The following is a 25,653-nucleotide window of genomic DNA, read 5'->3' on the forward strand; positions in this document are numbered from 1 at the left end:
ATGCAGGCGTTCGCAGGTCGCCGCCCGGGCGCCGGATCCTTCCCGGCGCCCGGGTCGACGCCGCGGTTCAGCGACGCCGCGGCTCAGCGGCTCAGACGCTCGGCGGCCGACTGGTCAGGTATCCGCCCATGGTGGTGAAGTAGTCGGTGGCCGGCATCTCCTCGCCGTCCTCGGTGCGCACCCGGGTGATGGCCAGGCCGTGGTTGCGCCCGGTGCGCGCATCGGCTCCGGCCACGATCACGACGCCTTCGCCCTCGCGGTAGAACACCCGGCCGGCCGTGCCGCCGTAGCGGCCCTCGGAGACGACGGCGGCCAGTACCTCCAGTCGCTTGCCGCGGTGGAAGGTGAAGGCGGCCGGGTACGGGGCGGACTGGGCGCGGATCAGCCGCTGGAGGTCCTCGGCCGGCCAGTCCCAGTCGATGCGGATGTCCTCCGCCGACCGCTTGTGGAAGAAGCTGGCCTGCGAGCGGTCCTGGCGGGTGAAGTTGCTCTCGCCGGCCGCGATCCGGCCCAGCGCGCCGACGGTGACCGGTGCGATCAGATCGACCGTCTTGTGGAACAGATCGGTGGCGGTGTCGGTCGGCCCGACCGGTACGGCGCGCTGGACCACGATGTCGCCCGCGTCGAGCTCGTCGTTCATCAGATGGGCCGTGACGCCCACTTCGGGCTCGCCATTGATCAGTGCCCAGATCAGCGGTGAGAAGCCGGCGTACTTGGGCAGCAGTGAATCGTGCACGTTGAGGGTGCCGTGGCGGGGGAGGTTGAAGATGCGCGGGGGGATCCAGGTACGCCAGTTGTTCGCCACGATGATGTCCGGTTCTGCCTCCTTGAGGCGCGTGAACAGCTCCTCGTCGTCGGGGCGGTTGCGGATGAGTACCGGGACGCCGTGGTCGTCCGCGAGGTCGGCGACCGAGTCGCTCCAGATCTTCTCGTACGCGTGCTCGCTCTTGGGGTGCGTCACGACCAGAACGACATCGTGTTCGGAATCCAGCAGGGCCTGCAGGGTGCGGTGCCCCCACGTCTGATAGCCGAACATGACGACCCGCATGGGGTTCCTCCTTGGAGCGGCGACAGATTCAGAATGAGTAAAGCAAGCCTTACCTAACTCCGCAACGTCCCACATTCTGAAGTGAGTTCAGCCGGAAAGTCGATGGTGACTCGATCTGATTTGCCCATCGACAGCTCCATGACATCAGGTTAGCCTTCCCTAAGTTTCTCTCGGGCTCGGCTCCTTCGGCGTGCCCTGCCCTGCCCCCGGTTCCCCCACGCATGGCGATCGGCCGCCTGCCCCCCGCACGACTGGGAGTGACATGTCACAGGATCTTCCCGATGATGCGCCTCTGATCCACGACCTCATCGGCATCGGCTTCGGCCCCTCGAACGTGGCCATGGCGATCGCACTCAGCGAGCACAACGCCGGTGTCGGACCTCAGGAGGCGGTCACCGCCCACTTCTTCGAGCAGCAGCCGCGCTTCGGCTGGCACCGCGGCATGCTCATCGACGACGCCACGATGCAGGTGTCCTTCCTCAAGGACCTGGTGACACTGCGCAACCCGACGAGCGAATACAGCTTCCTCTGCTACCTCCAGAGCCGCGGCCGTCTGATCGACTTCGTCAACCACAAGAACCTCTTCCCGCTGCGCGTGGAGTTCCACGACTACTTCGAGTGGGCCGCCGCCAAGGTCGACGACATGGTCTCCTACGGCTGCGAGGTTGTCGCCGTACGTCCCGTTCTGCGCGACGGGGTGATCGAGTACCTGGACGTCACCGCCCGCTCCGGCACCGAACTGGTGGTCCACCGGGCGCGCAACCTGGTCATCGGCACCGGCCTGCGCCCGCAGATGCCGGAAGGCGTCGACCGCACCGAACGGGTCTGGCACACCTCGGAACTCCTCACGCGCGTGGCGTCCCTGGACGGCGCGGACCCCTCCCGCTTCGTCGTCGTCGGAGCCGGCCAGAGCGCCGCCGAGAACGTGGCCTTCCTCCACCGCACCTTCCCCCGGGCCGAGGTGTGCGCCGTCTTCTCCCGCTACGGCTACAGCCCCGCCGACGACAGCGGCTTCGCCAACCGGATCTTCGACCCCGCCGCCGTCGACGACTACTTCACCGCGCCCGAGGCGATCAAGCGCAAACTGATCGACTACCACGCCAACACCAACTACTCCGTGGTGGACATCGACCTGATCGACGACCTCTACCGGCAGGAGTACCAGGAGAAGGTCCTCGGCACCGAGCGGCTGCGCTTCCTGAAGGTGTCGCGGCTCGCGGACGCCACCGAGACCACCGACAAGGTGCTCGTGACGGTCGAGTCGCTGGTCACGGGGGAGAAGGAGGCCCTGGAGGCGGACGCGCTGGTCTATGCGACCGGATACCGCTCGGGGGACGGCCTCGGACTGCTCGGGGACGTCGAGAAGTACTGCCGGCGCGACGACCTCGGCCGCGTCCGCGTCGCCCGCGACTACCGTGTGCAGAGCGAGCCCGAACTGCGCTGCGGCATCTACCTCCAGGGAGGAACGGAGCACACGCACGGCATCACGTCCTCCCTGCTGTCGAACACCGCCATCAGGGTCGGCGAGATCCTCCGGTCCATCGTCATCCACGGCCGGGTACCGGTACCGGCCTCGCACACGGCGCCCACGCCCACCCCCTGAGGACCTGCCCCCATGCTCTGCACCAGGCTGACGAACGCCACCTTCCTCACCATGGACCCCGACCGTCCCGTCGCCCACGACCTGGGCATCTGGCGCGGTCGCATCGTGGGCCTGGACGAGGCCGTCACCGCACTGCCGGCCCGTGAGGTGATCGACCTCCAGGGCGCCACCGTCCTGCCCGGGTTCATCGACTCCCACGTGCACCTGGCCTGGGCCGGCCTCAAGGCGGTCACCCCCGACGTCGCGCCCTGCGAGCGCGTCGAGGACGTGCTCGCCGTCGCGGCGGAGGCGGTCGCCCGCAAGCCGCGCGGAGCGTGGGTGGACATCGTCGGCTACGACCAACGGGCCCTGGGCCGACACCTCACCGCCGCCGAACTGGACAAGGTCAGCGACGGCCGCAAGGTGTTCATGCTGCACGACTCGGGACACGGCTGCGTGGTCAACGGCGCGGTCCTCGACCTTCTCCCCGGCGAACTCGCCCACGGTGAGGGCTTCCTCGCGGAGAGCGCCATGACCACCGCCCGCCGACTGCGCCTGCCGTACGCGCAGGAGGAGATCGCCGACGCCATCGAGCACGCCGGCCGTGCCTGCCTCACCGAGGGCATCACCGCCTGCGCCGAGGCGGGCATCGGCGGCGGCCTGCTCGGCCACAGCCCGGTCGAGCTCGGCGCGTACCAACTCCTGCGCGACCAGGGGCGTCTGCCGCTCCGGGTCCAGCTCATGGCGGCCGCCGACACCCTGCGACCCGTTGCCGCCCACGCGTCCGACGGGATCCCCCGGGCCCTCGACCTCGGCCTGCGCACCGGCTTCGGCGACGACTGGCTCTCCCTCGGCGCGCTCAAGGTCTACACCGACGGCGGGATGATGGCGCGCACCGCGGCACTCACCCGTCCCTACGAAGGGACCGATGGGGCGGGCGAGTTCCAGGACACCCCCGAGCGGATCACCGACACCATCGTCGACGGCCACCTCGCCGGCTGGCAGCTCGCCGTGCACGCCATCGGCGACCGCGCGGCCGACCTGGCACTGGACGCCCTGGAACGGGCCCAGCGGCTGAGGCCGCGGCCGACCGCCCGGCACCGTATCGAACACGCCGGCCTGATCCGGCCCGACCAGCTGGCGCGCTTCGCCCGCCTCGGCGTGAGCGCGGTGGTCCAGCCGAACTTCCTGCGTTCCTTCGGCGACGACTACGCGGCCGTCATGGGCGCGGACCGGGCCCCCTGGCTGTACCGGGGCCGGGGATTCCTCGACCACGGAGTCACCCTGGTGGGCAGCTCCGACCGGCCCGTCACCGACGGATCGCCGCTGCGGGCGATGCAGTTCATGGTGGAACGGGCCTCCGCGTCCGGTGCCCTCATCGGCCCCGACGAGGGCCTCACCGTGGAGGAGGCCCTACGCACCTACACCGTCGCGGGTGCCTTCGCCTGCCACTGGGACGCCGACGCGGGCACCCTGGCCCCGGGCCGGCGCGCGGACCTGGCAGTGCTGGGCGACGACCCGCGTCGGGTCGACACCTCGCGGATCGGAGCGATCGAGGTCGTCGCCACGTACGTCGACGGCAAGCAGTCCTAGGGGCACGCCCCTCGTTCTCGACCGTGCCGAAGTCGATCTTCATGGCGCTGCCGGCAGCCGACCGCCGGTCCCGAACCCCTGCCGCTGCCGCCGTACGCAGCGGCGGGGCGACGGGTCAGGACACCCCGCCGGGGGCGACGGCGAGGACCCGTCCGCGGATGGCGGTGTCGCCGCCGGCCTTCATGTCCGTCCAGGACAGGAGGCGCTGTCCTGAGCGCCGTTGCCGAACACGGCGGCTGCGCTCAGGTGGAAGCGCTTGCCGTCGGTGCCGGAGCTGACCTGGAGCTTGGGTCCGATCTCGAGCTGGGAGTCCGAGCACAGCTGGGCCATCACGGTCGGCACGGTCGAGAACGTGTCAGCGCTCTCCTCCACCCAGGCAAGAACGAAACGCCCCTCCGGTAGCGCTGTCAGCGCCGGTGAGTCCCGGTGGAAGTGTTTCGGCGAGCCCGCGAAGGCGCGGGTGATGGCGTCGCCGTCCCCTTTCGGGATCAACTTTCGTCAGTCGATCGGCTGGCAGAGCGGTACGTGCAGCTTCTTCGACCACGTCCCGGTTCTGTGATCGTAGGCCCGTATGTACCCGTTGTTGGCGCTGTTCGGTGCGCAGGGCCAACTGAAGTGGGTCCTTACGAAGATCGTTCCGCCGGGGTGTGATGGATGCAGCTTCGCGATCTTCGTCTTATTGACCACCATCTCGCCGTTGTAGCGTTTGATTTGAATCGTGGCCGGGTGCCCGGCGCTGAGATTGAGTGCGGCAACATTCAAGTCCCCACCGAATGCGTACGTGTACAGGTAGAGTTGCCTCTTTATCTTGTCGATTTTGCTTCCGGGGGGAATGAACTTCTTGAGGAGCTCGGTGTTGGGGGTGGGTTCAGGGTCGGGTGTGATGAGGGCGGGCGCTGCGGCCGGCGCGGCGTCCGCCGAGGCTTCGGAGAGGAAGGTGCCTCCGGTGGCCAGAGTTGTGACGATCACGAGAGGGATGAAGCGCCGGGTTCGGATGGTGAACACAGTGGGTCTCCTTCCCTGCTTGCGGGGGCTGTTTTTGAACGAGCCGAGCAGGGCGTGAGATGTCCACGAGCTGTTTTCCGGAGCTCGTTTCGCGCGGCACGGAATGCGGTGCCGGATTCAAAGATTGCCCGATCAATCATTCCGTCGCGGAGATGTCGGAGCCGAATGAGTTCGGCGATTCCCATTTTAGGTGTTTCCGGCTGCCGCGCACTTGCCGGAGCAGGCAGGAAGGGACCTCGCTCGCCGCAAGGGACCTGTCCCGCTGCTCAGTTCGGCCTGTCGAAGGGAGTGCCGGATCATCGACGCCCACACCGGCCCGGTCGTCGCCGGCGCCCGCCCGGCACCGGGCGGGCCCCACGGCGATCACCGACGGGCGCCTACCCGGGAACGTGGGTGATCGTCCCGCACCGCAAAGGTGCCGGACGCCTCCTCCTGCGGGGTCAGGAGGAGGACAACGCCGAACACCGAAGGGTCCGCGCCCGTCTGCAACGCCCTTCAGGCCTGCGGCTGCAGGGCCCGCGGGTCGGCCGGGCGGGGGACGAAGACCGGGGAGTCCGACTGGTAGAAGAGGTCGATGTCGGCCTCCTCACCGCCGACGATCAGAGTGTCCCAGGCGCCGCTCTCCCGCAGGGTGCGCAGGGTGGCCGGGGCGATCGGGGCGAGGTGGGCGCGGAGCTCCGCGTCCGAGGGCAGGCCGGGCAGCCGGGCCCCCAGCCGGTCGCGGATCTCGGCCATCCGGTCCAGCAGCACCTCCAGGTCGCTCCCGTCCGCGACGTCGGCGCCCGCTTCCGCGCTGCGCGCGATGATGTCCCTGATGGCCCGGGTGACCCCCTGGTCGTCGGTGGTCACCATGGCGTTCCAGGCCCGGCTCTTGTGCCGGTACTGGAGCATGGACATGGCCGCCTCGTGCCGGATGAAGTCGGCGTCCCGCAGCGGCTTGCCCTGCCAGGCGCGGCTGAGCGAGCGGGCCAGTGAAGTGGCCGAGGCGAGGCCGCTGTTGAGGCCGCGGCCCGGCCAGAAGTGGATGGCGTTCGCCGCATCGCCCAGCAGGAAGCCGTACGTGCCGGGGGTGGTCGCGGTCGGCCGGTGCAACTGCGCGGTGAACCGCGGGCGCTGCACCATGTCGAGGCGGAACGAGGTGATCGCCGACAGATCGTCCTCCGCCACGCCGAAGAGGCTGAGGCCCTGCCGGATCTCCTTCCACAGCGGCGAACTGCGCAGCAGGGCGGGCAGGAAGAGCGTGCCGTGGGTGGGGCAGCGGAACTCGTTGTCCTCCTCCTGCCGGCTCATCAGGCAGGGGCGGGTGGCGATGCACTCCTCGAAGACGTGCCGGACCGGGTCGATGCCGATGACGTTCTTGGCCTCCTCCCGGGTGAGCCGCATGTTCAGGAAGCCCTCGCCGCGCAGCGAGTTGAGGAGGAAGCGGTTCTGCGACACCGTGAGCAGCACGCTCATCGGGTCCGGCAGCTTCGACTTGACCCGCAGCCCCAGCACGATGTCCTGAAGGTGCTCGCCGTCGAGGGAGTAGATCGAGGCGTCGGCCGCGCCGAAGCGGTCGGCGTAGTGCTCGCGGGTACGGGAGCGGCCGCCCTCGCAGACCACCAGTACGTGCTCCTGGGTGAGCCGGTTCTGCTGCTCCGTCACGTCGAACCGCTTGGGGACGAGCCGGATCGCGGGCCGCCGGTTCGCCAGGTCCAGCAGCCGGTCCTCGATGTGGGCGATCCGGATGTTGCGGGGCGGGCGGCCGTCGACCGAGTCCGGGCCGACGGGCCACATCTCGGAATAGGCGCCGTTGTCGTCGAACAGCGCGGCGAGGACCTCCTCGGACAGGGCGAGGTACTGCCGGCTCTGGACGGTCACCACCTGCTGGCGGCGGAAGTTGCCCTGGGTCTCGTCCTTCCAGACGACCGTGGAGCCCTTCCTGGTCCAGCGGCCGTCGTAGAGGGTGATGGCGGTCCGGCCGGGCAGCATCTCGTCGAGCGCCAGGGCGAAGGCGAGGCCCACCGGGCCGCCGCCGGTGATGGTGACCCGCAGCATGCCGGGGTCCGTGGTGCTCGCCCGGGGGATGGCCATGAGGGAGAGGTCCATGACCGTCTCCATGGAGTCCTGCGCCTCGTAGAGGAACGTTTCGTCACCGATCCGGATGCAGTCGTTCGGGCGCAGCACATGCCGGGTGACGCGCTGGTCGTTGACGAACGTGCCGTTCCGGCTGTCCCGGTCGTAGAGGACGAAACCGGGGTCCTCCGTGAGGATCTCGGCGTGCAGCCGGGAGGCGCTGGGGCTTACGATCACGACGCTGTTGTCGCTCTTGCGCCCGAAGCTGAGGGGCTCGCTGCCCAGAACCACGCTCTGTCCGGTGAACGGACCCGTGCGCCCGACGATGACCGATGGCACTCCACACCCCTTGTGAACGACGCTGCTGATACCGCGTACGACTTCCTCGTACGACTGCAACACGTCATCGAGAACGTGTTCGGTTCAACCAATTCTGAGAATCTTTTGAGCCCCCCTGAACCCGGGGCCCGGTCCGTACGTGATGTTCGCGTCGGCCGGCGATAAGAGGGAGACCGCCCCCATGCACAACGAGGAAACCGAGACCGTGACGGAGACCGCGCTCGCGGCCACCACCGCGGCGACCACCGTGGCGACCAGCGCGGATACCGTCACCACAGCGGCCGCCACCGCGGGTACGGTCGCGGACACGGCCGGGGGCACGGACACGGTCACCACCGTGGCCGCGCCGGGAGCGGAGGGCGGGGAGCGGCTCATCGCGGGCCGCTACCGGTTGTTGTCCAGGCTCGGCGAAGGCGGGATGGGCACCGTGTGGCGGGCCCGGGACGAGACTCTGCACCGGGAGGTCGCCGTCAAGGAGGTGCGGGCCCCGGCCGGACTGCGGGCCGGTGACATCGCGCGGATGTACAGCCGCCTGGAGCGGGAGGCGTGGGCGGCCGCCCGAATACCCGACCGCAATGTGGTCACGGTCCATGACGTGGTCATGGAGGACGACCGGCCCTGGATCGTGATGGAACTGATCCGCGGTCAGTCGCTGGCCGATCTGCTGCGGGCCGAGGGGCCGCTCACCCCGCGGCACGCCGCGCACATCGGCGCGGAAGTGCTCAGCGCGCTGCGCGCCGCGCACGCCGTCGGCGTGGAGCACCGGGACGTGAAGCCGGCGAACGTGCTGCTCGCAGCGGACGGACGGGTGGTGCTCAGCGACTTCGGGATCGCGGCGGTCGAGGGCAGCACCGCCCTGACGATGACCGGCGAAGTGGTCGGTTCCCCCGAGTACCTGCCGCCGGAGCGGGCGCTGGGCCGCCCCTCGGGTCCCGAGTCCGACCTGTGGTCCCTCGGCGTGCTGCTGTACGCGGCCGTGGAGGGGGTCTCCCCCTTCCGGCAGGACACCGCGCTGAGCACCCTGCGGGCCGTCGTGGACGAAGAACCGCCGGCGGCGACCCGTGCCGGCCCGCTCGCGCCGGTCATCGCCGGACTGCTCCGCAAGGAGCCCGCGGAGCGGACCCCGGCCACCGAAGTCGCCGAAGCCCTGCGGGACATCGCCCACGAACCGGATGCCACGACGACAGCCTCCCGGATCCTCCCGACCCCCGCCCGGCCCGCCGCGGCCGAGGTCGCGGCCCCCGCCCCCGCCCCCGTCCCCGAGGAGACAGCCACGACGGCAGCGGCACCTACGGCAGCGGCTCCCACGGCGGAGGCTCCCGCCGTTCCCCCGGCCGTCGCGCCCGCGCAACCTGCGGATGCCGCCCCGTGCCGCACGCGTCGTACGGCGGTCCTCGTCTCCGCCGGCGCCGCCGCCTGCGTCCTGGTCGCCGGTGGGCTCGCCTACGCACTCACCGGCAACGACGGGGACGCCGCTCCCGGTTCGGGCGTACGGGTGTCGGTGGCGGGCGCCAACACGACCTACACCGGCCGTTGCCCGACCCCCGAGGGCCGGGCCCCGGCGTTCACCGCGACCTTCACCGCGCCCGAGCCGACGCTGATCTCCTACCGCTGGGTGTCGGGCGACGGCTCCGTGGTGGATCCCCACTGGCGCACCATGTCGATCGGGGACAAGGCCAACCCCACGGGACACGACACCGTGCGCCTGACGACGTACACGAAGGCAGGCACCCTGACCACCGGGATGGCCGTGGAGCTCCAGAGCCCCACCCGCACCCTTTCCAACCCGGTCCCCTTCTCGATCACCTGCACCGGCTGAATCCCGCCCCGCAACCTGCCCGCCCGTCACTGCTCGCGCACGGTGACGGGCCAGGCAGCGCGTCGGCGGCCGCCGGGACTGAGCCGGGCGGTGCGCGGGCCGGGGGAGGCCCGTCAGGTGCGGCTCGTGGTCGGCTCCGGCTCGGCGGGGCGTGCCGGCGCTCGGTGGGGGAGCAGTAGTGGGGTCGCCAGGAGGAGGGCGCCGAGCAGGCCGATGGCCGTACGGGGCCCGAGCAGGCCGCCCAGCACGCCCCAGACGGCCGTGAGCAGCGCGGTCGACGCCTTGGTCGTCACCGCCCAGGCGGAGAGCGTGCGGGTGATCCGGTCACCCGCGGTGCGTTCGAGGCGGTACGTGGCATGGACGGGGTTGAAGACCCCGCAGCACAGGATGAGCCCGAACTCGACGCCCATTACCAGTAGCAGCCCGCCCGTGCCCGGTCCCACGAAGGCCAGGCCGACGGGCCAGATCGCGCGCAGTGTCCCCGCGGCGACCAGGACCTCCCGCTGCCCGAACCGGGCGACGAGCGGCCGGGCCAGCCGCGCACCGAGCAGCCCGCCGATCGACGGCGCGGCGAACGCGACGGCGTACTGCCACGGTGCGAAACCGAGTGGACCGAGCATCAGGACGGTCAGCAGCGGCTGGGAGGCCATCAACAGGCCATTGAACAAGGCGGTGTTGAAGAACAGCGGACGCAGCGACGCGTCGGCCAGGATGTACCGCCAGCCGTCGAGCAGATCCCCGGCCCGCAGGCGCCGGGCCTTCCGGTGCTCGGGCTGCGGCTCGGGTCCGCCCGTCGCGCGGATGCCCAGGGCCGAGAGCAGGTGGCTCACCGCGTCCGCCGCCACGGTCGCCACCGGGCCGAGGAGCCCGATCGCCGCGCCGCCCAGCGGCGGCCCGATGATCGTGGTCGTCCATGCCGTGGCCTCGAACCGGGCGTTGGCGACGAGCAGTTCCTCGGCCGGTACCAGCGTCTTCAGGTACGCGCCGGAGGCGGCACGGAAGGTGATGTCGCCCGCCGCGACGACGACCGACACCAGCAGGAGCTGGACGTAGGTCAGCGCACCGAGCGCGAACGCCACGGGGATCGTCAGCAGCGCCGCGGACCGCGCCAGGTCCATCGCGATCAGCACCGGCCGCTTTCGGCGGAACTCCACCCACGGGCCGAGCGGCACCGCCACGGCCGCGCCCACCGCGGCCCCCGCGGCGGAAAGCGCGGCGACCTCGGCCGGTCCGGCGTGCAGCACCCGGACGGCGATCAGCGGGAACGCGCCGAAGGCCAGCCACGTGCCGAGCGCGCTGGTCCCGTACGCTGCCCAGAGCCACCCGAAGCGGTACCCCAGAGGGTGCCCGAGGCGGCTCCCCAGTCGGTGTACCCACCGGCGTCCCGGCCCGTGTCCGTTCCTCATCCCTGCCCGGCGCCCCTCGTCGCTCCCGTTCCCGCTCCGGCTCCCGCACAACCGATCCGCGTTCGGAATCATCAAAGCGAGCGGCACACCTGGGGATCAAACAACCGCATCGCCATCATCCACAACCGATGGTTGTGGCCGTAGGGTGGCGGCATGGACCTCGACACCGTCCGGACCTTCGTCATCGCCGCCGACGCGGGGCAGTTCCAGGAGGCCGCCGCCGAGCTGGCGGTCACCCAGCAGGCCGTCTCCAAGCGCATCGCCACCCTGGAGCGCAAGCTCGGCGTGCGCCTGTTCACCCGTACACCGCGCGGCGCCGAGCTCACCATCGACGGGCAGGCCTTCCTGCCCCACGCACGCGAACTGCTGCGCGTCGCCGAGCGCGCGGTCACGTCCGTGCGCGCGGGCCGCCGCCCGCTGCGCGTCGACGTGATCGCCTCACGCGTCGCGCCGTCGGGCCTGATGCGCGGCTTCCACCGCGCCCACCCCGAGATCGACCTCGACGTGGTCATGCTGTTCGACATCGAGACGGCCGTCGCCGCGATCCGGTCCGGCGAGATCGACGCGTCCTTCCGCGCCGTCGCCGCGCCCGGCCGGCCCCTGCCGGAGGACATCCGATCCGTCCGGGTCCTCGACGAGCCGCTCCAGCTCCTCACAGGCCCCGCGCACGCGCTGGCGGGCGCCCGGTCGGTGACCGTCGCCCGGCTCGCCGGGCACCGGATCTGGATGCCCGGGATCGTCCCCGGTACCGAGTGGGGCGCCTACTACGACGAGCTCGTCGCCGAGTTCGGCCTCACCATCGAGGCGACCGGCCCCAACTTCGGGTCCGACGCCCTCCTCGACACCGTCGCCGACACCCCTGCCCTGGCCACCTTCATGGGCGAGCACACCCGCCTCGTCTGGCCCGCCGGCCACGGTCTGCGCCGCATCCCGGTGACCGACCCGACGCCCGTGTACCCGCACTCGCTCCTGTGGCACCGCGACAACCCGCACCCGGCGCTGACCACCCTGCGCACCCACCTCGCCGGCGCAGGGGCCGACCGCGATGCCGCCGGGACGTGGGTGCCGAGCTGGGTGGTTCCGCCGGAAGGCGCCCCGGGGCACCTTCCGGCACGCTGACACGCCGGCACGCCGGCACGCTGCCGTCACGTCACCGCCGGCCTCCGAACTCCCAGTCGTGGACCTCGACATCGGCATAGCCGTCCACCGTCAGGACCGTGCGCGCCGTGTCGGCGTCCGGAGCCCGGACCAGTGCCGCCGTACCGAGCCAGGTGCTGCCGTCGTCGGACAGCAGCGGGCCGTACGCGATCAGCTCGTCCTCGCCGGGCGGCACGGCGAGGTCGGTGGCGGAGGCGGTGGCCGGTACGGTGCCGAGGCCGAGTACCAGGTAGCGGTTGCCCCCGGTCCGGCCACCGGGAAAGTCCCACATGGTGCGCCCCAGCATGTTGCGCCAGCGGAGCAGGAGCACATCCCGGTACACGCCGGACTGGTAGCCGGGCTCGTCGAAGGCGAAGGCACGCGCGGCAGCGGGATCCGGGACGTCCACGATGTGCACGCTGCCACTGGGGGCGTCACCGCCCGGGACGAAGGTCGGGCCCCGGGCGATCAGCTCCTTCTCGTACTGGTCCATGTAGGACCAGTGCCGTTCCAGCAGTTCCCTGCGCAGCGGTAGGGAGCCGGTGCGATCGCGGTGGTAGCAGAAGAATTCCATGATGCGGGACTCTTCCCGAGAGCCGGCGGCGGATCAACGGGTTCCGTGATGCGGGGTTCTGATGCGGCCCGGGGTGCCGCCCGGTATCGCACGGTGCTCCTGGTGAATGCCCCGCGGATGCGCGGGTAGCCGGATAACACCAGCCCGACCGAGGAGGTCGACGTGAGTATCGATAGCCCGTCCGGCAAGCGAGCCCGGGAGATGCGGGACAAGGCCCAGGAGCTGGAACAGGCCGCCCAGCACGCCACCGATCCCGCGGAACAGCAGCGGCTCACGAAGAAGGCGCTGCACATCCGTGAGAAGAGCGAGCAGATGAACGGCCCCGGTGCCGGAACCATGGACCCCATGTAGGCGCACCGTCCAATCGCCGCACCGCCGAGTCGCCGAACCACCCCACCCCGTGAGATCCCCGCGGGTAACCCTTGCGTAGGGTTGCTACTGGGAACTCTTTTACTGGTGCTTGTAAGGGGGACACGGGGTGGGTTCGTTCGACGAGGAGTGGGCGCGTCACAGGGGCGCCGCTGCAAGTGAACCGGAAATGCGGCTGGCGAGCGCCGCGAGCGCTCAGGACGGCGGCGGTGGCGGCGACGGGGACGTGAAGACCAGCAGAGCCGCCTGGACGGCGGCCGGCGTTGCGGTCGGGGGCCTGGGCGGTGATCTGAAGAAGGCACTGACCGGCCTCGAAACCGGCCAGACGGGCCTCGCCACCGGCGGCGGGGTGGAGACCGCGGGGGCGCAGTCCGAGGTCTACCAGACCTGGAAGACGTACCTGGAGTCGCTGTCCGGCCGGTGTACCGGCCTGCAGGGCAAGCTGGAGCGGGTGGGGATCGATCTGTTCCTCACCGACGAGAACATCAAGGGCCTCTTCACGGCGTTGGGGAAGCAGTACCAGGACACCCCTGCCACCGGCGGGCAGGGGAGGTGACCTGAGCCGTGGACATCGAGGCACTCAAGACGCTCAAGCTGCACGAGTTCGAGGAAGCGGCGACCGGATACCGCTCCACCAGCGACATGGCGAGCCAGGCCAAGGACGCGCTGGAGCAGCGGATCACGGCTCAGATGCAGAAGGCACTGAAGGGCGAGGCGGTCGACGCCGCCGTCGTCCAGCTGCGTGAGGTGGCCAAGGACTTCCACTACGTCCAGGTCGAGTGCGGCCTGATGGGCACGGCCCTGAAGGCCTTCGTGGCGGACGTGCGCCCGGCGCAGAAGAAGCTGGAACAGGCGCTGTCGGAGGCGGCCGAGCACAAGTTCACGGTGGGCGCCGACGGGTCGGTGGCCTACCCGGCGGCCGGGGAGAACCCGGGCGGTTCGCCGCCGCAGCCCGGCGCGGCGAAGGGGACCCTGTCCGAGCCGGCCCGCGGGATCCTGCGGCAGGCGGGCAACATCGACCCGAACCCGAACTACAAGATCGCCCAGGACATCGCCAACCGCATCACGGAAGCCGTGAACGAGGCCACCGAGGCGGACCAGAAATGGGCGCCGCAGGTGCGCAAGCTCAAGGCGGACGACGACCTGGTCGTGTCCGACGGGGACTGGGCGGACGCCGGGAAGGACATGGAGGGCGTCCGCGGGGCGGGCCAGCACTACCTGGACTCGCTGCCCCAGCCCCCGAAGGACGGCTCGCCGCAGGCCAACGCGGACTGGTGGAAGGGGCTCGACGCCGACCAGCAGGCAGCGTGGATCTCGCTGAGGCCGGACGCCGTCGGCGCGATCGACGGCCTGCCCGCCACGGTCCGGGACGAGGCGAACCGCGCCGTCTTCGACGAGAGGCGCGGCAACTACCAGATGACGCTGAACGGCATCCCCAAGCCGCCCGCCAACGAGTGGACGTGGATCACCGCCGGCATGTACCCCTCCAAGGTCCACACCGACGAATGGATGCAGTGGGACAAGAAGTACGGGGACCAGTACCGGCACCTCACGAACTCCCTCAAGGGCATGGAGAGCATCCAGAAGCGCTTCGACGCGACGGGACAGAACAACCTCCCCGAGGCGTACCTGCTCGGCTTCAGCCCGGAGGGGAACGGCCGGGCGATCGTTGCCAACGGGAACCCCGACACGGCCGCGCACCAGGCCGTCTACGTGCCGGGCACGACGTCGAACCTGGGGGGCATCGGCGGCGACATCGGGCGCATGGAGAACGTCTGGCGTACGGCCACCGACGCGGCCGACGGCAAGCCGGTCTCCACGATCACCTGGCTCGGCTACGACGCCCCGCAGGACATCGTCAAGGACTCACCGTTCAGCCACTACGCCAATGACGGGGCCCCGGCCTTCAACCGGTTCATGGACGGCCTCGAGGCTTCGCACACCGGCGAATCGGATCCGCACCGCACCGCGATCGGTCACTCGTACGGTACGACCCTCATCGGGTCGGCGGCCCGCCAGGGCGACCTGAACGCGGACGACATCATCACCGCGGGCAGCCCGGGCGTCCAGGTCCCCAAGGCGGAGCAGCTGGACGTGCCCAAGGGGCACGTCTGGAACCAGGAGGCCGACGGCGACCCGGTACCGGACATCGGCCGCTTCGGACACGGCGGCACCGACTGGGACGGTCCGTGGCGGATCCCCAGCGACGAGGTGTTCGGGGCCAACCAGATGACCACCGGCAGCAATGTCTCCGGCCACAGCGAGTACTGGAAGGAGGGGTCCGAGAGCCTGCGGAACCAGGGTCTGGTCGTGGCGGGGCACAGCGAGGACGTGACCCTGAAGCCGCCGCCGAACCGCTGGGAGCACATGAGGTAGCCATGACGGCACCGCAGTCCGTCCTCTCCCAGGTCCGACCGGTCCGACCGGTCAGACTGGTCCGAACGACGATTGAGACCCCGTTTTGAAGATCAAACCGGGCGCCACGGCGCTCCTGCTCCTTCCTTCCCTCGCCCTCACCACCTTGACTGGATGCAGCATGAACGACTCCGCAGACCCGGACGCGATCCCCGTCGTGGGCACCAGCACCTCGCGCGATGCCGCCGACGCGGTGGAGAAGGTGTCGAGCGAGCTGTACGACCTGCTCGGGGTGAAGGGGAAGGCATCCGAGAGCCGTTCCGGCGTCACGGAGTGCGAGGGCAAGGACCCGGCCAAGTACTTCCAGGTCTTCCACCCGTGGAGCTTCTACCCCGCCTCGGCCGACCAGCTCGACGAGGCGATGGAGAGGCTGAAGAGCGAACTCCCCCAGCACGGCTGGAAGGTCGTCCGGTACGAGCCCGACACGAGCCAGGCCAAGAACCTCAACCTGACCGCCGACAACAGCGAGAAGAAGTACAGCGTCAGCATCGTCCAGATGAAGAAGAACGACCCGCCGAAGCTGAGCCTGACCGTCGTCTCCGGCTGCTACCAGGTCCCGGACGGCAAGGAGGTCGAGAGGTTCTGACCCCTGAAGGACCCCGTCGTGTGCGCCGGGCCGCGCGGCCCGGCGACCGGCGGCCCCTGAGTCCACGCCCGGCGCGGGGCAGTTCCCTCCGGGGGCGGAGGCCCGGGCCGTTGTAGGCCGGTGACAGATCAGCGGTGCAGGGTGGCTGACGGTGCGGCCCTCCCGTCGCTCCGCCGATCGTCCCGTGCGCCGCCGTGCCAGGAGCCGCCCTCGTGAAAGCTGACTCCGTGCTGCCCCGCCGGCCCGTGCCGGGCCCCGGGGCGCCTCGCGACGACGCACCGCTCCCGGGGCGGCGCGGGCGCCTGTACTCCGCCCGGCACGCCGTGGCCGCGGCTTTCCCGGGCGCAGGCGCGGTCACCGTCGCCCTGCTTGTTCTCGGCGGTTACGCCGCGTCCCGCGTACGCCGGGGAGCAGCCCGGTACCCCGTCCGCTGGTGGTGGCTGCGGCGGCCCGACGCGGCGCGGAGCAGCGGAACGGGGCGCTGGGTGCGTACGGATGGGCCGCGCCCGGCTCCTGGCCCGAGCAGGGTGCCGCTCAGTGCTTGCCGGGCTCTCCGTGCCTGCCCCGTCGGCCGGCCGAGCGGCGCTCGGCCTCGGTACGGGAGCGGCGCGCGTCGCCCGGCTCGCTGTCGCCCGTGCCGGGGATCATCGCGTCCTCGGCCTCCTTTCGGGCCGCGCGGTCGCCGCTTTCGCCCGGTGCCTCGGAGGGCGGGGTCGGCTTGCGGGGTTCCGGCTCGTTCATCGGCTGCTTCCTTTCGTCCGACGTCCTCGCCGTCGTCGCGGGACGCGTGTGATGCGAAGGCCGTGCGTGGTCCTGTCGTCCGTTCCTGCGTCCCTGCGTAGCTACTTGGCGGGGAACCGGTCCCACACCCGGTGCTCGGCGAGCAGTGCCGCCAGCGACTTCGCGGCGGAGGCCGGGTTCGCCGCGTCGACGACGCCGGGGGCGTCGGTCGGGACGCCCGCCTCGTCGAGCACGGCCGCCGCTCCGTCCCAGCCGCCGATGGCCTTGGCGTGCCGGAACATCTCCGACACCAGCAGGAGCAGCCGCGGGTCGGTGGCGGGGCGTCGTGCGGCCTTGCTCCGACCGCCCTTGCCCCGCCCCGACTTGGCGTCACGGGCCCCGTCGGCGTCGGCCGCGGGTCCGGGCGCGCCGGCGAGGAGCAGGGCGTCGAACTCCGTGGACCGCGCGGTCGCGAACGTCCGCTGTACGGCCACGGCCGCCTTGCCCGTGCCGAGGGAGCCGCCGGTCGGGGCGATCACCAGCGGCGTCATCCCGGCCGCGAGTACGGCCTTCCGCGCGGCGGCGACGCCCTTCACGTCGCTGTCCGGCCCCGCGACGATGCCGACGACCCGACCGTCCAGCGGCCAGGTCCCCCCGATCTGCGACAGGGCAGCACTGGGCTCGACGCGCGCGAGGGGCTCCGTAGCGGCGGGGGCGGGCAGGCCGAGGCCGGCGGCCACCTGTTCGCAGAGTTCGGAGTCGATGTTGGCGAGAACGGTGAGCACGCGTTCCCTGATGGTCTGCTCGTAGCACTTGGACAACTCGAAGGTGTAGGCCGCGACGATGTGTTCGCGTTCCACAGGGGTCATGCTGAGCCAGAACCGGCGGGGCTGGCCGAAGTGGTCGTCGAAGGACTCCGGCGCGGCCCGTTCCTTGTGCGCGGCGGGGAGTTCCACCGGCACCTCCACGAACGCGGCCGTATCCGCGCCCGCCAGGAACGGGCAGCCGCCGTCTAGTGAACTGGTTTTGAGATCCTGTCGCAGTAGCGGCAGATGCGGTCGAGGATTTGGTCGGCGGTCTTGGTCCACTTGAAGGGCCGGGCCTCGTCGTTCCAGACCTTGATCCAGCTCTCAAGACCGGCCTTGAGGTCGTCGAGGGAACAGAACACTCCGCGTGCGAGGCAGCGCCGTTCCAGCTCGGCGAACCACCGCTCGACCTGGTTGATCCATGACGAGTACGTAGGCGTGAAGTGCAGGTGGAAGCGGGGATGCGCCAGCAGCCACTTGTGCACCACAGGCGCTTTGTGGGCGGAGAGGTTGTCGCAGATCACGTGGACCGCCAGACCGGGATCGGTCTGGCGGTCGATCTCGTCGAGGAAGTCACGGAAGTCCACGGCCCGGTGCTGCGCGGACAGCTTCGTGATCACCTTGCCCGTCGCCGTGTTAAATGCTGCGAACAGATTGACGGTCCCGTGCCGGACGTAGTCAAAACTCCGCCGCTCGGGCACCCCGGGCAGCATCGGCAACACCGGCGCGGTTCGTTCCAGAGCTTGGATCTGCGGTTTCTCGTCCACCGCGAACACAGCCGCGTTGGCAGGCGGGGCGAGGTAGAGACCGACGACGTCACGGATCTTGTCGATCAGGAACGGGTCCGGAGAGATCTTGAAGGTCTCCGTCCGCCACGGCTGCAGGCCGAAGGCGTGCCAGATCCTCAGCACGCTCGCCGGCGAGATCCCCACCACCTTGGCCAGCTCCCGCTTCGACCAGTGCGTCCCGCCCGCGGGCACCTCCTCGAGAGTGCGGACCACCACCTCTTCCACCTGGGCATCGGTGATGGTCCGTGGCACCCCGGGCCGCGGCTCGTCGGCCAGCCCGTCGAGGCGGTCCCGCAGGAACCGAGTCCTCCATCTGGCCGCCGTCTTGCGCTCGATGCCCAGCCGCGCGGCCACCATCGTGTTGTTCCATCCCCGCGCGCACGCCAGCACGATCTGCGCACGCTGAGCCAGACCCTGCGCGGTCGAACGCCGCCTGGCCCAGTCCTCCAACGTCGACCGCTCGGTATCCGACAGCACGACCGGCGGCAACCTGGTGTCACCCATCCATTCAGCAGAGCGGCACAAAGCCAGCCACGTCAGGCGAACCCCAAGATCTGAAACAGAACACGACTCACGAGGCGAGCCCCGACCTCAAAACCAGATCACTAGGCTGTTGGGGCGGTAGGGGGCGACACCCGCGTGCACGGCGGTCTGGTGCATGCCGTCGCGGAGCATGTCGTTGACGGGGGCGTGGGGCCGGTTCACCGGAATCTGCCCGAAGTTGGGTCCGCCGAGCCGGCTGATCTGGGTGTCCAGGTAGGAGAAGAGCCGTCCGGCCAGCAGCGGGTCGTCGGTGACGTCGATGCCGGGAACCAGATGACCGGGGTGGAAGGCCACCTGCTCGGTCTCGGCGAAATAGTTCTGCGGGTTGGCGTTCAACGTCATCAGACCGATCGGCTGCACGGCGGCCAGCTCCTCGGGGACGATCTTCGTCGGGTCGAGCAGATCGATGCCCTCGAACGTCTGGTCCGGAGTGTCGGGAAACGTCTGGATGCCCAGTTCCCACTGGGGGAAGGCGCCGGCCTCGATCGCGTCGGCGAGGTCGCGCCGGTGGAAGTCCGGGTCCATGCCGGCCGTGATCTGGGCTTCCTCCCACACCAGGGAGTGCACGCCGAGCCGTGGCTTCCAGTGGAACTTCACGAGCGTCGAGGCGCCCTTGGCGTCGACCAGCCGGAAGGTGTGGACGCCGAATCCCTCCATCATCCGGTAGGAGCGGGGGATGCCGCGGTCGGACATGTTCCAGAGGGTGTGGTGGGTTGCTTCCGTGTGCAGGGACACGAAGTCCCAGAACGTGTCGTGCGCGCTCTGGGCCTGTGGGACCTCACGGTCCGGATGCGGCTTCCCCGCGTGGATGACGTCGGGGAACTTGACCGCGTCCTGGATGAAGAAGACCGGGATGTTGTTGCCCACCAGGTCGAAGGTGCCCTCGGCGGTGTAGAACTTCGTCGCGAAGCCGCGGGTGTCCCGCACGCTGTCGGCCGACCCGCGGGATCCGAGCACGGTCGAGAAGCGTACAAAGACCGGAGTCTCGACGCCTTTCGCGAGGAAGGCCGCCCTGGTGACCTTCGCTGCCGTTCCGTACCCGGTGAAGACACCGTGAGCGGCCGCGCCGCGGGCGTGAACCACACGCTCGGGGATCCGCTCGTGGTCGAAGTGGGTGATCTTCTCCCGCAGGTGGTGGTCCTGGACGAGGACGGGGCCACGGGCTCCGGCCTTGAGGGAGTGGTCGCTGTCGTAGAGCCTGGCGCCCTGCGCGGTCGTCAGGTACGGGCCCGCCTGGGCGACGGAGGCCGCGGACGCCCCGGTGGCCCGGCCGGTGGGGCTCAGGGGGTCCGGCCCACGCTGGTCGGCCTTGGGCGGCAGCGGCTCCCGCGGGTCCACGGGCTCGGAGGGTGCGGGCGGCTGCGAAGAGGGCGTCCCCGGGGGCACGTCCTGGTCCCGGGCCGCCCGGCGGGTCGCCGCAGAAGCGGTGGTGGCGGCTCTGCCGGACGTCGCCTTCTTCGGCTTTGCCGCCTTCGCCGTCGTCGCCTTCTTCGGAGCCATGATGCTCCCTCCACTGGTCGGGGTCGGGTCGGGGCTGGCGTCGGCCCGGCGGTATCGGGGGCCGGAGCCGCACACCGCGGGCCTCGATCACCGGCTACCCGATATGTCCCGATCAACCCGCAGCGTCGCGAGCTTCCTGTCACGGCCGAGTCCTACGGCGCCGGGGCACCGCGCGAAAAATGCGGATCCCCCACGCATCCCGTGCGCCACCGGGGGCACGCGCCATACAGGGCCCCTCAGCGGGCGCGGGCCCACTCCGAGTCCGCGCCCGGACACATCCGACAGGTTGGACCCGAGATACGGGCATGAGTGCCGCCGAGACGGAAAGCCGCAGGATATGAAACGCATCCCGATGCCGACGGCTGAAGGCGAGCGTCCGGACACCGGTGTGAACGCCGATGCCGGTCCCGACGACCAAGTGCGCGAACACACCCCCGACCGGCCCACCGACCTGCCGAAACGATCGTGGCGAGCCGTGCTGCGCGGCACGGTGACAGAGTTCAGGAACGACGAGTTGGCCGACCGCGCAGCGGCACTGACCTACTACGGGGTGTTGGCACTCTTCCCCGCCCTCCTGGTCCTCGTGTCCCTGCTGGGCATCGCGGGCGAGTCGACGACGCAGCGAGTGCTGGACAATCTGCGGAGGCTGGCGCCCGGCTCGGTCCGGGACGTCATCAGCGACGCCGTCATGCAGCTGCAGGGTCGCAGCGGTATCGGATCGCTGGTCGCGGTAGTCGGCCTGGTCGTCGCTCTGTGGTCCGCGTCCGGCTACGTCGCGGCGTTCATCCGTGCCTCGAACGCCGTCTACGACGTCCCCGAAGGCCGGTCGGTGTGGCGGATCCTTCCGCTCCGCCTGGCCCTGACCGTCGCGCTCATGCTCCTCGCCTGCGCGAGCGCACTGATCGTGGTCTTCACCGGCGGGCTGGCCCGGCGGGCGGGCGAGGCACTCGGCATGGGTGACGGCGCGCTCACCGCGTGGTCGATCGCGAAGTGGCCCGTCCTGGTGCTGCTCGTCACGACCATGATCGCGCTGCTGTACCGGGCCGCGCCGAACGCCAAGGGCCGGGGCTTCAGGTGGGTCACCCCCGGGAGCTTCCTGGCCCTGCTGATCTGGATGATCGCCTCGGCCGGCTTCGCCGTCTACGTCGCGAACTTCGCCTCCTACAACAAGACGTACGGCACGGTCGCGGGCGTGATCGTTTTCCTGGTGTGGCTGTGGATCACCAACCTCGCCATCCTCCTCGGTCTGGAGTTCGACGCGGAGATGACCCGCCAACGGGCGATCGCGGGCGGCCTGCCCGAGCACGAGGAGCCGTACGTGCAGCCCCGCGACACCAGGGCATGGAGCGACGAGGACCGTCGCCGTATGGAGGGATCCCCGGTCCGGCCCGGCGGCCGGGAGCGGGGCGCATCCGACCGACGTGAGGACGAGGTGGAACATCGTGGGCACGATCGTGGAAACGAGTGAACGGACGTACCGTGCCACCGACGATTCGGTGGGCGTGCTGGTATCGCGGGCGTCCCAGCAGATCTCGGAGCTGGTGCGCCAGGAGATGCAGCTCGCGCGGGTGGAGATGACGCAGAAGGGGAAACGGTTCGGGACGGGCGGCGGCCTGTTCGGCGGCGCCGGACTCCTCGGCGTCCTCGCGGCCCAGGCCCTGGTGGTGGCGGGCATCGCCGCGCTGGCTCTGGTGCTCCCGGTCTGGGCCTCGGCCCTGATCGTCACCGCTGTGCTCGCCGTGACCGCCGCCGTGGTGGCGATGGCAGGCAGGAAGCAGATCGCGAAGGCCGGTACGCCGGCGCCCGAGCAGGCGATGGACAGCCTCAAGGCCGATGTGGCCGCAATCAGGGAGAAGGCACACCGATGAGCAGCGACGAACCCACTCCGGAGACACTGCGGGAACACATCGAGCACACCCGCGACGAACTCGGCCGGACCGTCGAGGCCCTGGCCGCCAAGGCCGACGTCAAGGCGCAGGCCCGGGAGAAGACGGCGGCGGTCAAGGCCCAGGCCGCGGAGAAGGCCGCCCTGGTCACCGGACAGATCCGGGACCGGGTCGAACACGCGGCGCACCTGGCGTCCGACAGGACCCCTGCGGCTCGGGCCGCGGCCCGGGACAACCGGACCACCGCACTGGTCGCCGTCGGCGCCGCCGCCGTCATCGTATTCCTGCTGGTACGGCAGGTACGCCACACCAGGGGGCACAAGTGAAGGCGTCGGCGATCGCCTACAAGCCGGTCGGGCTGGCACTGGGCGCCGTCGGCGGCGCGCTGGCCGCTCTGGTGTTCAAGCAGGTCTGGAGACTGGTCGAAGGGGCGGACGACGCTCCTGACGCAACCGACGAGGACCGCTCCTGGCGCGAGATCCTGATGGCCGCGGCTCTCCAGGGCGCGATCTTCGCGGTCGTCAAGGCCGCCGTCGACCGCTCCGGAGCGGTCGCCACGCGGCACGTCACGGGCACCTGGCCCGGCTGACCGGTGACCCGCTGACCGGTGACCGGTGACCGGTGACCGGTGACCGGCTGACCGGCCGGGCGAGGGACGGCACAGGTCAGGTGAGGGTCTGGACGGCGTAGAGGGCGCCGATGGCGGTGGCGAGGCTGCCGAGGAGGAGGCGCAGGAAGGTCTCGGGAAGGCGGGGCTGGAGATGCGCGCCGAGGTAGCCGCCGACGAGTCCGCCGAGCCCGCAGGCGATTCCGAGCGGCCAGTCGGGCGCGATCGATCCCTCGGCGGTCAGCGACAGGAGGGCGTACGTGATCGCGCCGACGACCGAGGTGACGAAGGTGGAGGCGAGCGCGGCCGGGGCGACCTGGGCGACGGGCATACCGCGCCCGGCGAGGATCGGTCCGAGGAGGGAACCGCCGCCGATGCCGTAGATCCCGCCGATGGTCCCGACCACCAGGGCCAGACCGCCGGTCGACCGCGCGGACAGGTGCCGTACCGGCCGCTCTGCGCGGGGCGGCCGCAGGGTGCGCCAGGACAGCCACAGGCCCAGCGGCAGCAGGAACACGGCGATCAGGAGGCGGAAGACGGCCGGGCCGGGGACGGCGAATACGCGGATGAGGGCGCCGAGGACGACTCCGGGAACGGTCCCGGCCAGCAACAGGCGGGTCAGCGGCCCACCGAGCCGGCCGGCGCGGGCGTGGCGCAGGAGCGCGCCGGGTCCGGCGACGACGTTGTAGAGCAGGTTCGTCGGCGTGACCGCGGGGGAGGGCACCCCCAGGACGCTGACCTGTACGGGCAGCAGGAACACCGCTCCGGAGACCCCGGCGGGGGCGGTCACCACGGAAATGACCAGCCCGGCGGCGAAGCCCATGAGGCCGGAAGTCCAGTTCACCGTGTGACCGCCGCACAGATCATCTGATCAGTATCGGCGATCGACACGCCGGCCCGTCTCGACCCCTGCAGCCTCTGCGACTCCTGCGCTCTCTGCGGTCTCTGCGGGCGGTCAGTGGGCGGCGGAGTCGGACCTCACCGGTGTCGCCCCGGGGATGAGACGGGGCACCGCGCGGACGTAGACGACCATGCCGATGACCTCGACGAGCGTCTGGGTGACCACGACCACGGCGGCGACGGCGTACGGGGCGGGCAGCGCCAGGGCGAGGGGCAGGACGACGAGGGAGTTGCGGGTGGCGCCGGTGAAGACGACCGCCCGGCTGCCGGGGACATCGAGTCGGAACAGCCGGGCGACGGCCTTCCCGGCGAAGGGCATCACGATCAGGAAGACGGCGTAGCAGGGGATGACCGCGGCGACGTCGGTGAGGCTGTCGTCCAGCTCGGGAATCTGCGAGGCGACGACGGTCAGCAAGGTCGCGGCCATGAGCGGGACCATCGTCGTCGTCGCGGCGTCAGCCACCTTCTGCCCGGCCGGGCGGCGCGCTGCCCACGCCTGCAGTGCCCAGGCCAGCGCCAGCGGAATGACGATCAGGACGGCGAAGGCCTCCACGAACGGGCCGGCCTCGACGATATCGGCCAGGTCGGAGCCCATGAACAGGTAGAGGAACCCCGGCAGGAGCAGCATCTGCGCGACCAGCAGGAGCGGGGTGGCGGCCAGCAGACGGCGGCTGGAGCCGCCGGCCAGGCCGCAGAAGACGATCACGTAGTCGACGCACGGGCACAACAGAACCAGCAGCACCCCGACGCGCACGGCCTGATCGGCCGGCAGGAACGTGAACATGGCGGCGACGACCAGCGGCACCACCACGAAGTTCACCACCAGGGCCGCCGCCAGGAAGCGGCCGTCGCGCAGTGAGCGCAGCAGCTCGGCGGCGGGGACCTGGAGGAAGGTGACGAACAGCAGCGCGCCGAGGACCGGGTTGATGGCGTGCTCCAGCCCGGAGCCGACGCCCGGGGCCAGCCGGCCCAGGAGACCTCCGGCAGTCAGCGCCGCGAGGTAGATCGCGACCTGGTGGTGTTCCATCCGCTCGACCGGGCCGTGCGGTCCCTGCTGCGACACCCTGACCGCTCCCTCGTACTCACGCCCGGGCCACCGGTGCGGCGGCCACTGGCTCATCCTCACAGGTGGCTCACGCTCACCGGTCACGCCACCGGACCGGCCACCGGCGAGGATGCGGGCGTTCCGAACAGGCCGGCCGGCATCCCGGCGGCGCTCTCGGGCGCGCTGACGTCCAGCCGGAGGGCGGCAGGGGTCAGGTGCAGGGTGAAGCCGAAGAACGCGCAGCAGCCCTGTTCTGCGGCGGCCAGCGCCGCGATCCGGCCGGCGAGCGCGGCGTCCGGCGGGAAGTGCAGGCGCAGCCCGTCCTCGATGTCCTCACGCCGGACGGCGAGCGCGAGCAGGGCGCGCCACTGTCCGGTGCGCCGGCCCAGCTCGGCGGCGTCCAGGGTGCAGGCGACCGGGGCGGCCCGCGACGCCTCCCGGTCCCCGGGCGGGAGTGCCACCGGCTCCGCACGGGCCACCGGCTCCGCACGGGCCACCGGCGCCGCACCGGCCGCTGGCGCTGCGGCGGGTCCGCAGCCGCATTCCGGGCCACAGGCACCCTCCGGCGCGGGCCCGGACAGGGCGGCGCGGACGCCGGAGAGACGCTCGGAGAACGCGCGCAACTCGGCGACCCTGATGTCGGTGTCCCTGAGCCGGGCGGCGACCAGCGGCAGTATCCGGGCCCGCACCGAAGAGCAGACGCCCTCCTCGCGGACCTCCAGGAGGTCGCGGATCTCCTCCAGCGCCAGGCCCAGGAGCTTCGCAGAGGAAATGAACGCGAGGCGCTCGACCGCATCCTCGCCGTAGACGCGGTACCCGGAAGCGGTCCGCTCGGCGGGCAGCAGCCCGGCACTTTCGTAGAAGCGCAGCGTCGTGGCCGGAACGCCGGAGCGCTCGGCCAGCTGCGAGATCCGGTAGGTCGCCATACCT

Annotated in this window: 24 protein-coding genes and 1 pseudogene; 12 read left to right on the forward strand and 13 right to left on the reverse strand. The window is 70.9% G+C overall.

The window, feature by feature from the left end; all coding sequences use genetic code 11:
* Window positions 1-91 precede the first annotated feature (91 nt).
* Window positions 92-1,048, reverse strand: a complete 957-nt coding sequence (locus OG373_RS38100) for a methionyl-tRNA formyltransferase (protein ID WP_405443375.1) — start codon at window positions 1,046-1,048, stop codon at window positions 92-94.
* A 262-nt stretch (window positions 1,049-1,310) separates the two neighbouring features.
* Here OG373_RS38100 and OG373_RS38105 point away from each other — a divergent pair, with 262 nt between their 5' ends.
* Window positions 1,311-2,651 carry a lysine N(6)-hydroxylase/L-ornithine N(5)-oxygenase family protein gene (locus OG373_RS38105; RefSeq protein ID WP_405443377.1) on the forward strand — a complete coding sequence of 447 codons (1,341 nt, stop codon included), beginning with the start codon at window positions 1,311-1,313 and terminating at the stop codon, window positions 2,649-2,651.
* Between the two features lie 12 nt (window positions 2,652-2,663).
* Window positions 2,664-4,223 (forward strand): amidohydrolase, encoded by a 1,560-nt coding sequence (locus tag OG373_RS38110; protein WP_405443379.1) that lies wholly within the window; start codon window positions 2,664-2,666, stop codon window positions 4,221-4,223.
* Between the two features lie 180 nt (window positions 4,224-4,403).
* Here the strand turns inward: OG373_RS38110 and OG373_RS38115 are convergent, their stop codons facing one another.
* The 3 genes from OG373_RS38115 to OG373_RS38125 form a co-directional block, all read right to left on the reverse strand.
* On the reverse strand, window positions 4,404-4,565 hold the full coding sequence (locus tag OG373_RS38115; protein ID WP_405443380.1) for a hypothetical protein: 162 nt from the start codon (window positions 4,563-4,565) through the stop codon (window positions 4,404-4,406).
* 156 nt (window positions 4,566-4,721) lie between these two features.
* Window positions 4,722-5,228, reverse strand: a complete 507-nt coding sequence (locus OG373_RS38120) for a hypothetical protein (protein WP_405443382.1) — start codon at window positions 5,226-5,228, stop codon at window positions 4,722-4,724.
* A gap of 495 nt (window positions 5,229-5,723) precedes the next feature.
* The gene (locus OG373_RS38125; protein ID WP_405443384.1) at window positions 5,724-7,622 is read right to left on the reverse strand and encodes an FHA domain-containing protein; all 1,899 of its coding nucleotides are present in this window, start codon (window positions 7,620-7,622) and stop codon (window positions 5,724-5,726) included.
* Between the two features lie 181 nt (window positions 7,623-7,803).
* Here OG373_RS38125 and OG373_RS38130 point away from each other — a divergent pair, with 181 nt between their 5' ends.
* Complete coding sequence (locus OG373_RS38130) at window positions 7,804-9,441, forward strand: serine/threonine-protein kinase (protein WP_405443386.1); 1,638 nt, start codon at window positions 7,804-7,806, stop codon at window positions 9,439-9,441.
* Window positions 9,442-9,554: 113 nt separating this feature from the next.
* Here the strand turns inward: OG373_RS38130 and OG373_RS38135 are convergent, their stop codons facing one another.
* A complete protein-coding gene (locus OG373_RS38135) occupies window positions 9,555-10,847 on the reverse strand; it encodes an MFS transporter (RefSeq protein ID WP_405443388.1) in 1,293 nt (430 codons plus the stop codon).
* Between the two features lie 153 nt (window positions 10,848-11,000).
* On the opposite strand from OG373_RS38135, the gene OG373_RS38140 reads away from it, so the two are divergent.
* Complete coding sequence (locus OG373_RS38140) at window positions 11,001-11,966, forward strand: LysR family transcriptional regulator (RefSeq protein WP_405443389.1); 966 nt, start codon at window positions 11,001-11,003, stop codon at window positions 11,964-11,966.
* A 31-nt stretch (window positions 11,967-11,997) separates the two neighbouring features.
* On the opposite strand, the gene OG373_RS38145 is transcribed toward OG373_RS38140, so the two are convergent.
* Window positions 11,998-12,558, reverse strand: coding sequence for a YciI family protein (locus OG373_RS38145; protein WP_405443390.1), 561 nt, complete (start codon window positions 12,556-12,558; stop codon window positions 11,998-12,000).
* 162 nt (window positions 12,559-12,720) lie between these two features.
* Here OG373_RS38145 and OG373_RS38150 point away from each other — a divergent pair, with 162 nt between their 5' ends.
* The 4 genes from OG373_RS38150 to OG373_RS38165 all read left to right on the forward strand — a co-directional run bounded on the left by OG373_RS38150 (window position 12,721) and on the right by OG373_RS38165 (window position 15,928).
* Window positions 12,721-12,909 carry a DUF6381 family protein gene (locus tag OG373_RS38150; protein ID WP_405443391.1) on the forward strand — a complete coding sequence of 63 codons (189 nt, stop codon included), beginning with the start codon at window positions 12,721-12,723 and terminating at the stop codon, window positions 12,907-12,909.
* A 187-nt stretch (window positions 12,910-13,096) separates the two neighbouring features.
* Window positions 13,097-13,483: a hypothetical protein gene (locus OG373_RS38155; RefSeq protein ID WP_405443392.1), complete on the forward strand. Its 387-nt coding sequence runs from the start codon at window positions 13,097-13,099 to the stop codon at window positions 13,481-13,483.
* An 8-nt stretch (window positions 13,484-13,491) separates the two neighbouring features.
* On the forward strand, window positions 13,492-15,303 hold the full coding sequence (locus OG373_RS38160; protein ID WP_405443393.1) for an alpha/beta hydrolase: 1,812 nt from the start codon (window positions 13,492-13,494) through the stop codon (window positions 15,301-15,303).
* A 160-nt stretch (window positions 15,304-15,463) separates the two neighbouring features.
* Entirely contained in the window at window positions 15,464-15,928 is a 465-nt protein-coding gene (locus OG373_RS38165) for a hypothetical protein (protein ID WP_405443394.1), read from the forward strand.
* Window positions 15,929-16,462: 534 nt separating this feature from the next.
* Here the strand turns inward: OG373_RS38165 and OG373_RS38170 are convergent.
* From OG373_RS38170 to OG373_RS38185, 4 genes and pseudogenes are all read right to left on the reverse strand, one after another.
* Window positions 16,463-16,669, reverse strand: a complete 207-nt coding sequence (locus OG373_RS38170) for a hypothetical protein (RefSeq protein ID WP_405443395.1) — start codon at window positions 16,667-16,669, stop codon at window positions 16,463-16,465.
* 101 nt (window positions 16,670-16,770) lie between these two features.
* Window positions 16,771-17,604 carry a catalase-related domain-containing protein gene (locus OG373_RS38175; protein WP_405443397.1) on the reverse strand — a complete coding sequence of 278 codons (834 nt, stop codon included), beginning with the start codon at window positions 17,602-17,604 and terminating at the stop codon, window positions 16,771-16,773.
* 56 nt (window positions 17,605-17,660) lie between these two features.
* Entirely contained in the window at window positions 17,661-18,746 is a 1,086-nt protein-coding gene (locus OG373_RS38180) for an IS630 family transposase (RefSeq protein ID WP_405442889.1), read from the reverse strand.
* A 102-nt stretch (window positions 18,747-18,848) separates the two neighbouring features.
* Window positions 18,849-20,285, reverse strand: a pseudogene (locus OG373_RS38185) (catalase); the annotation flags it as partial.
* A 337-nt stretch (window positions 20,286-20,622) separates the two neighbouring features.
* Here OG373_RS38185 and OG373_RS38190 point away from each other — a divergent pair.
* The 4 genes from OG373_RS38190 to OG373_RS38205 are packed head-to-tail and all read left to right on the forward strand — an operon-like array spanning window position 20,623 to window position 22,760.
* On the forward strand, window positions 20,623-21,753 hold the full coding sequence (locus OG373_RS38190; RefSeq protein ID WP_405443399.1) for a YihY/virulence factor BrkB family protein: 1,131 nt from the start codon (window positions 20,623-20,625) through the stop codon (window positions 21,751-21,753).
* Window positions 21,740-22,153, forward strand: a complete 414-nt coding sequence (locus OG373_RS38195) for a phage holin family protein (protein WP_405444352.1) — start codon at window positions 21,740-21,742, stop codon at window positions 22,151-22,153. The genes OG373_RS38190 and OG373_RS38195 overlap by 14 nt, the downstream gene beginning before the upstream one ends.
* Window positions 22,150-22,497, forward strand: coding sequence for a DUF3618 domain-containing protein (locus OG373_RS38200; protein WP_397739242.1), 348 nt, complete (start codon window positions 22,150-22,152; stop codon window positions 22,495-22,497). The genes OG373_RS38195 and OG373_RS38200 overlap by 4 nt, the downstream gene beginning before the upstream one ends.
* Entirely contained in the window at window positions 22,494-22,760 is a 267-nt protein-coding gene (locus OG373_RS38205; RefSeq protein WP_405443401.1) for a DUF4235 domain-containing protein, read from the forward strand. Before OG373_RS38200 ends, OG373_RS38205 begins: the two co-directional genes overlap by 4 nt.
* Window positions 22,761-22,836: 76 nt before the next feature.
* On the opposite strand, the gene OG373_RS38210 is transcribed toward OG373_RS38205, so the two are convergent.
* From OG373_RS38210 to OG373_RS38220, 3 genes are all read right to left on the reverse strand, one after another.
* Window positions 22,837-23,622, reverse strand: coding sequence for a sulfite exporter TauE/SafE family protein (locus OG373_RS38210; protein WP_405443403.1), 786 nt, complete (start codon window positions 23,620-23,622; stop codon window positions 22,837-22,839).
* A gap of 111 nt (window positions 23,623-23,733) precedes the next feature.
* Entirely contained in the window at window positions 23,734-24,705 is a 972-nt protein-coding gene (locus OG373_RS38215; RefSeq protein ID WP_405444353.1) for a bile acid:sodium symporter, read from the reverse strand.
* Between the two features lie 119 nt (window positions 24,706-24,824).
* The gene (locus tag OG373_RS38220; protein WP_405443405.1) at window positions 24,825-25,649 is read right to left on the reverse strand and encodes a MerR family transcriptional regulator; all 825 of its coding nucleotides are present in this window, start codon (window positions 25,647-25,649) and stop codon (window positions 24,825-24,827) included.
* Window positions 25,650-25,653: the final 4 nt, after the last annotated feature.

The organism is Streptomyces avidinii (assembly GCF_045161815.1).
GTDB classification, from domain to species: Bacteria; Actinomycetota; Actinomycetes; order Streptomycetales; family Streptomycetaceae; genus Streptomyces; species Streptomyces avidinii.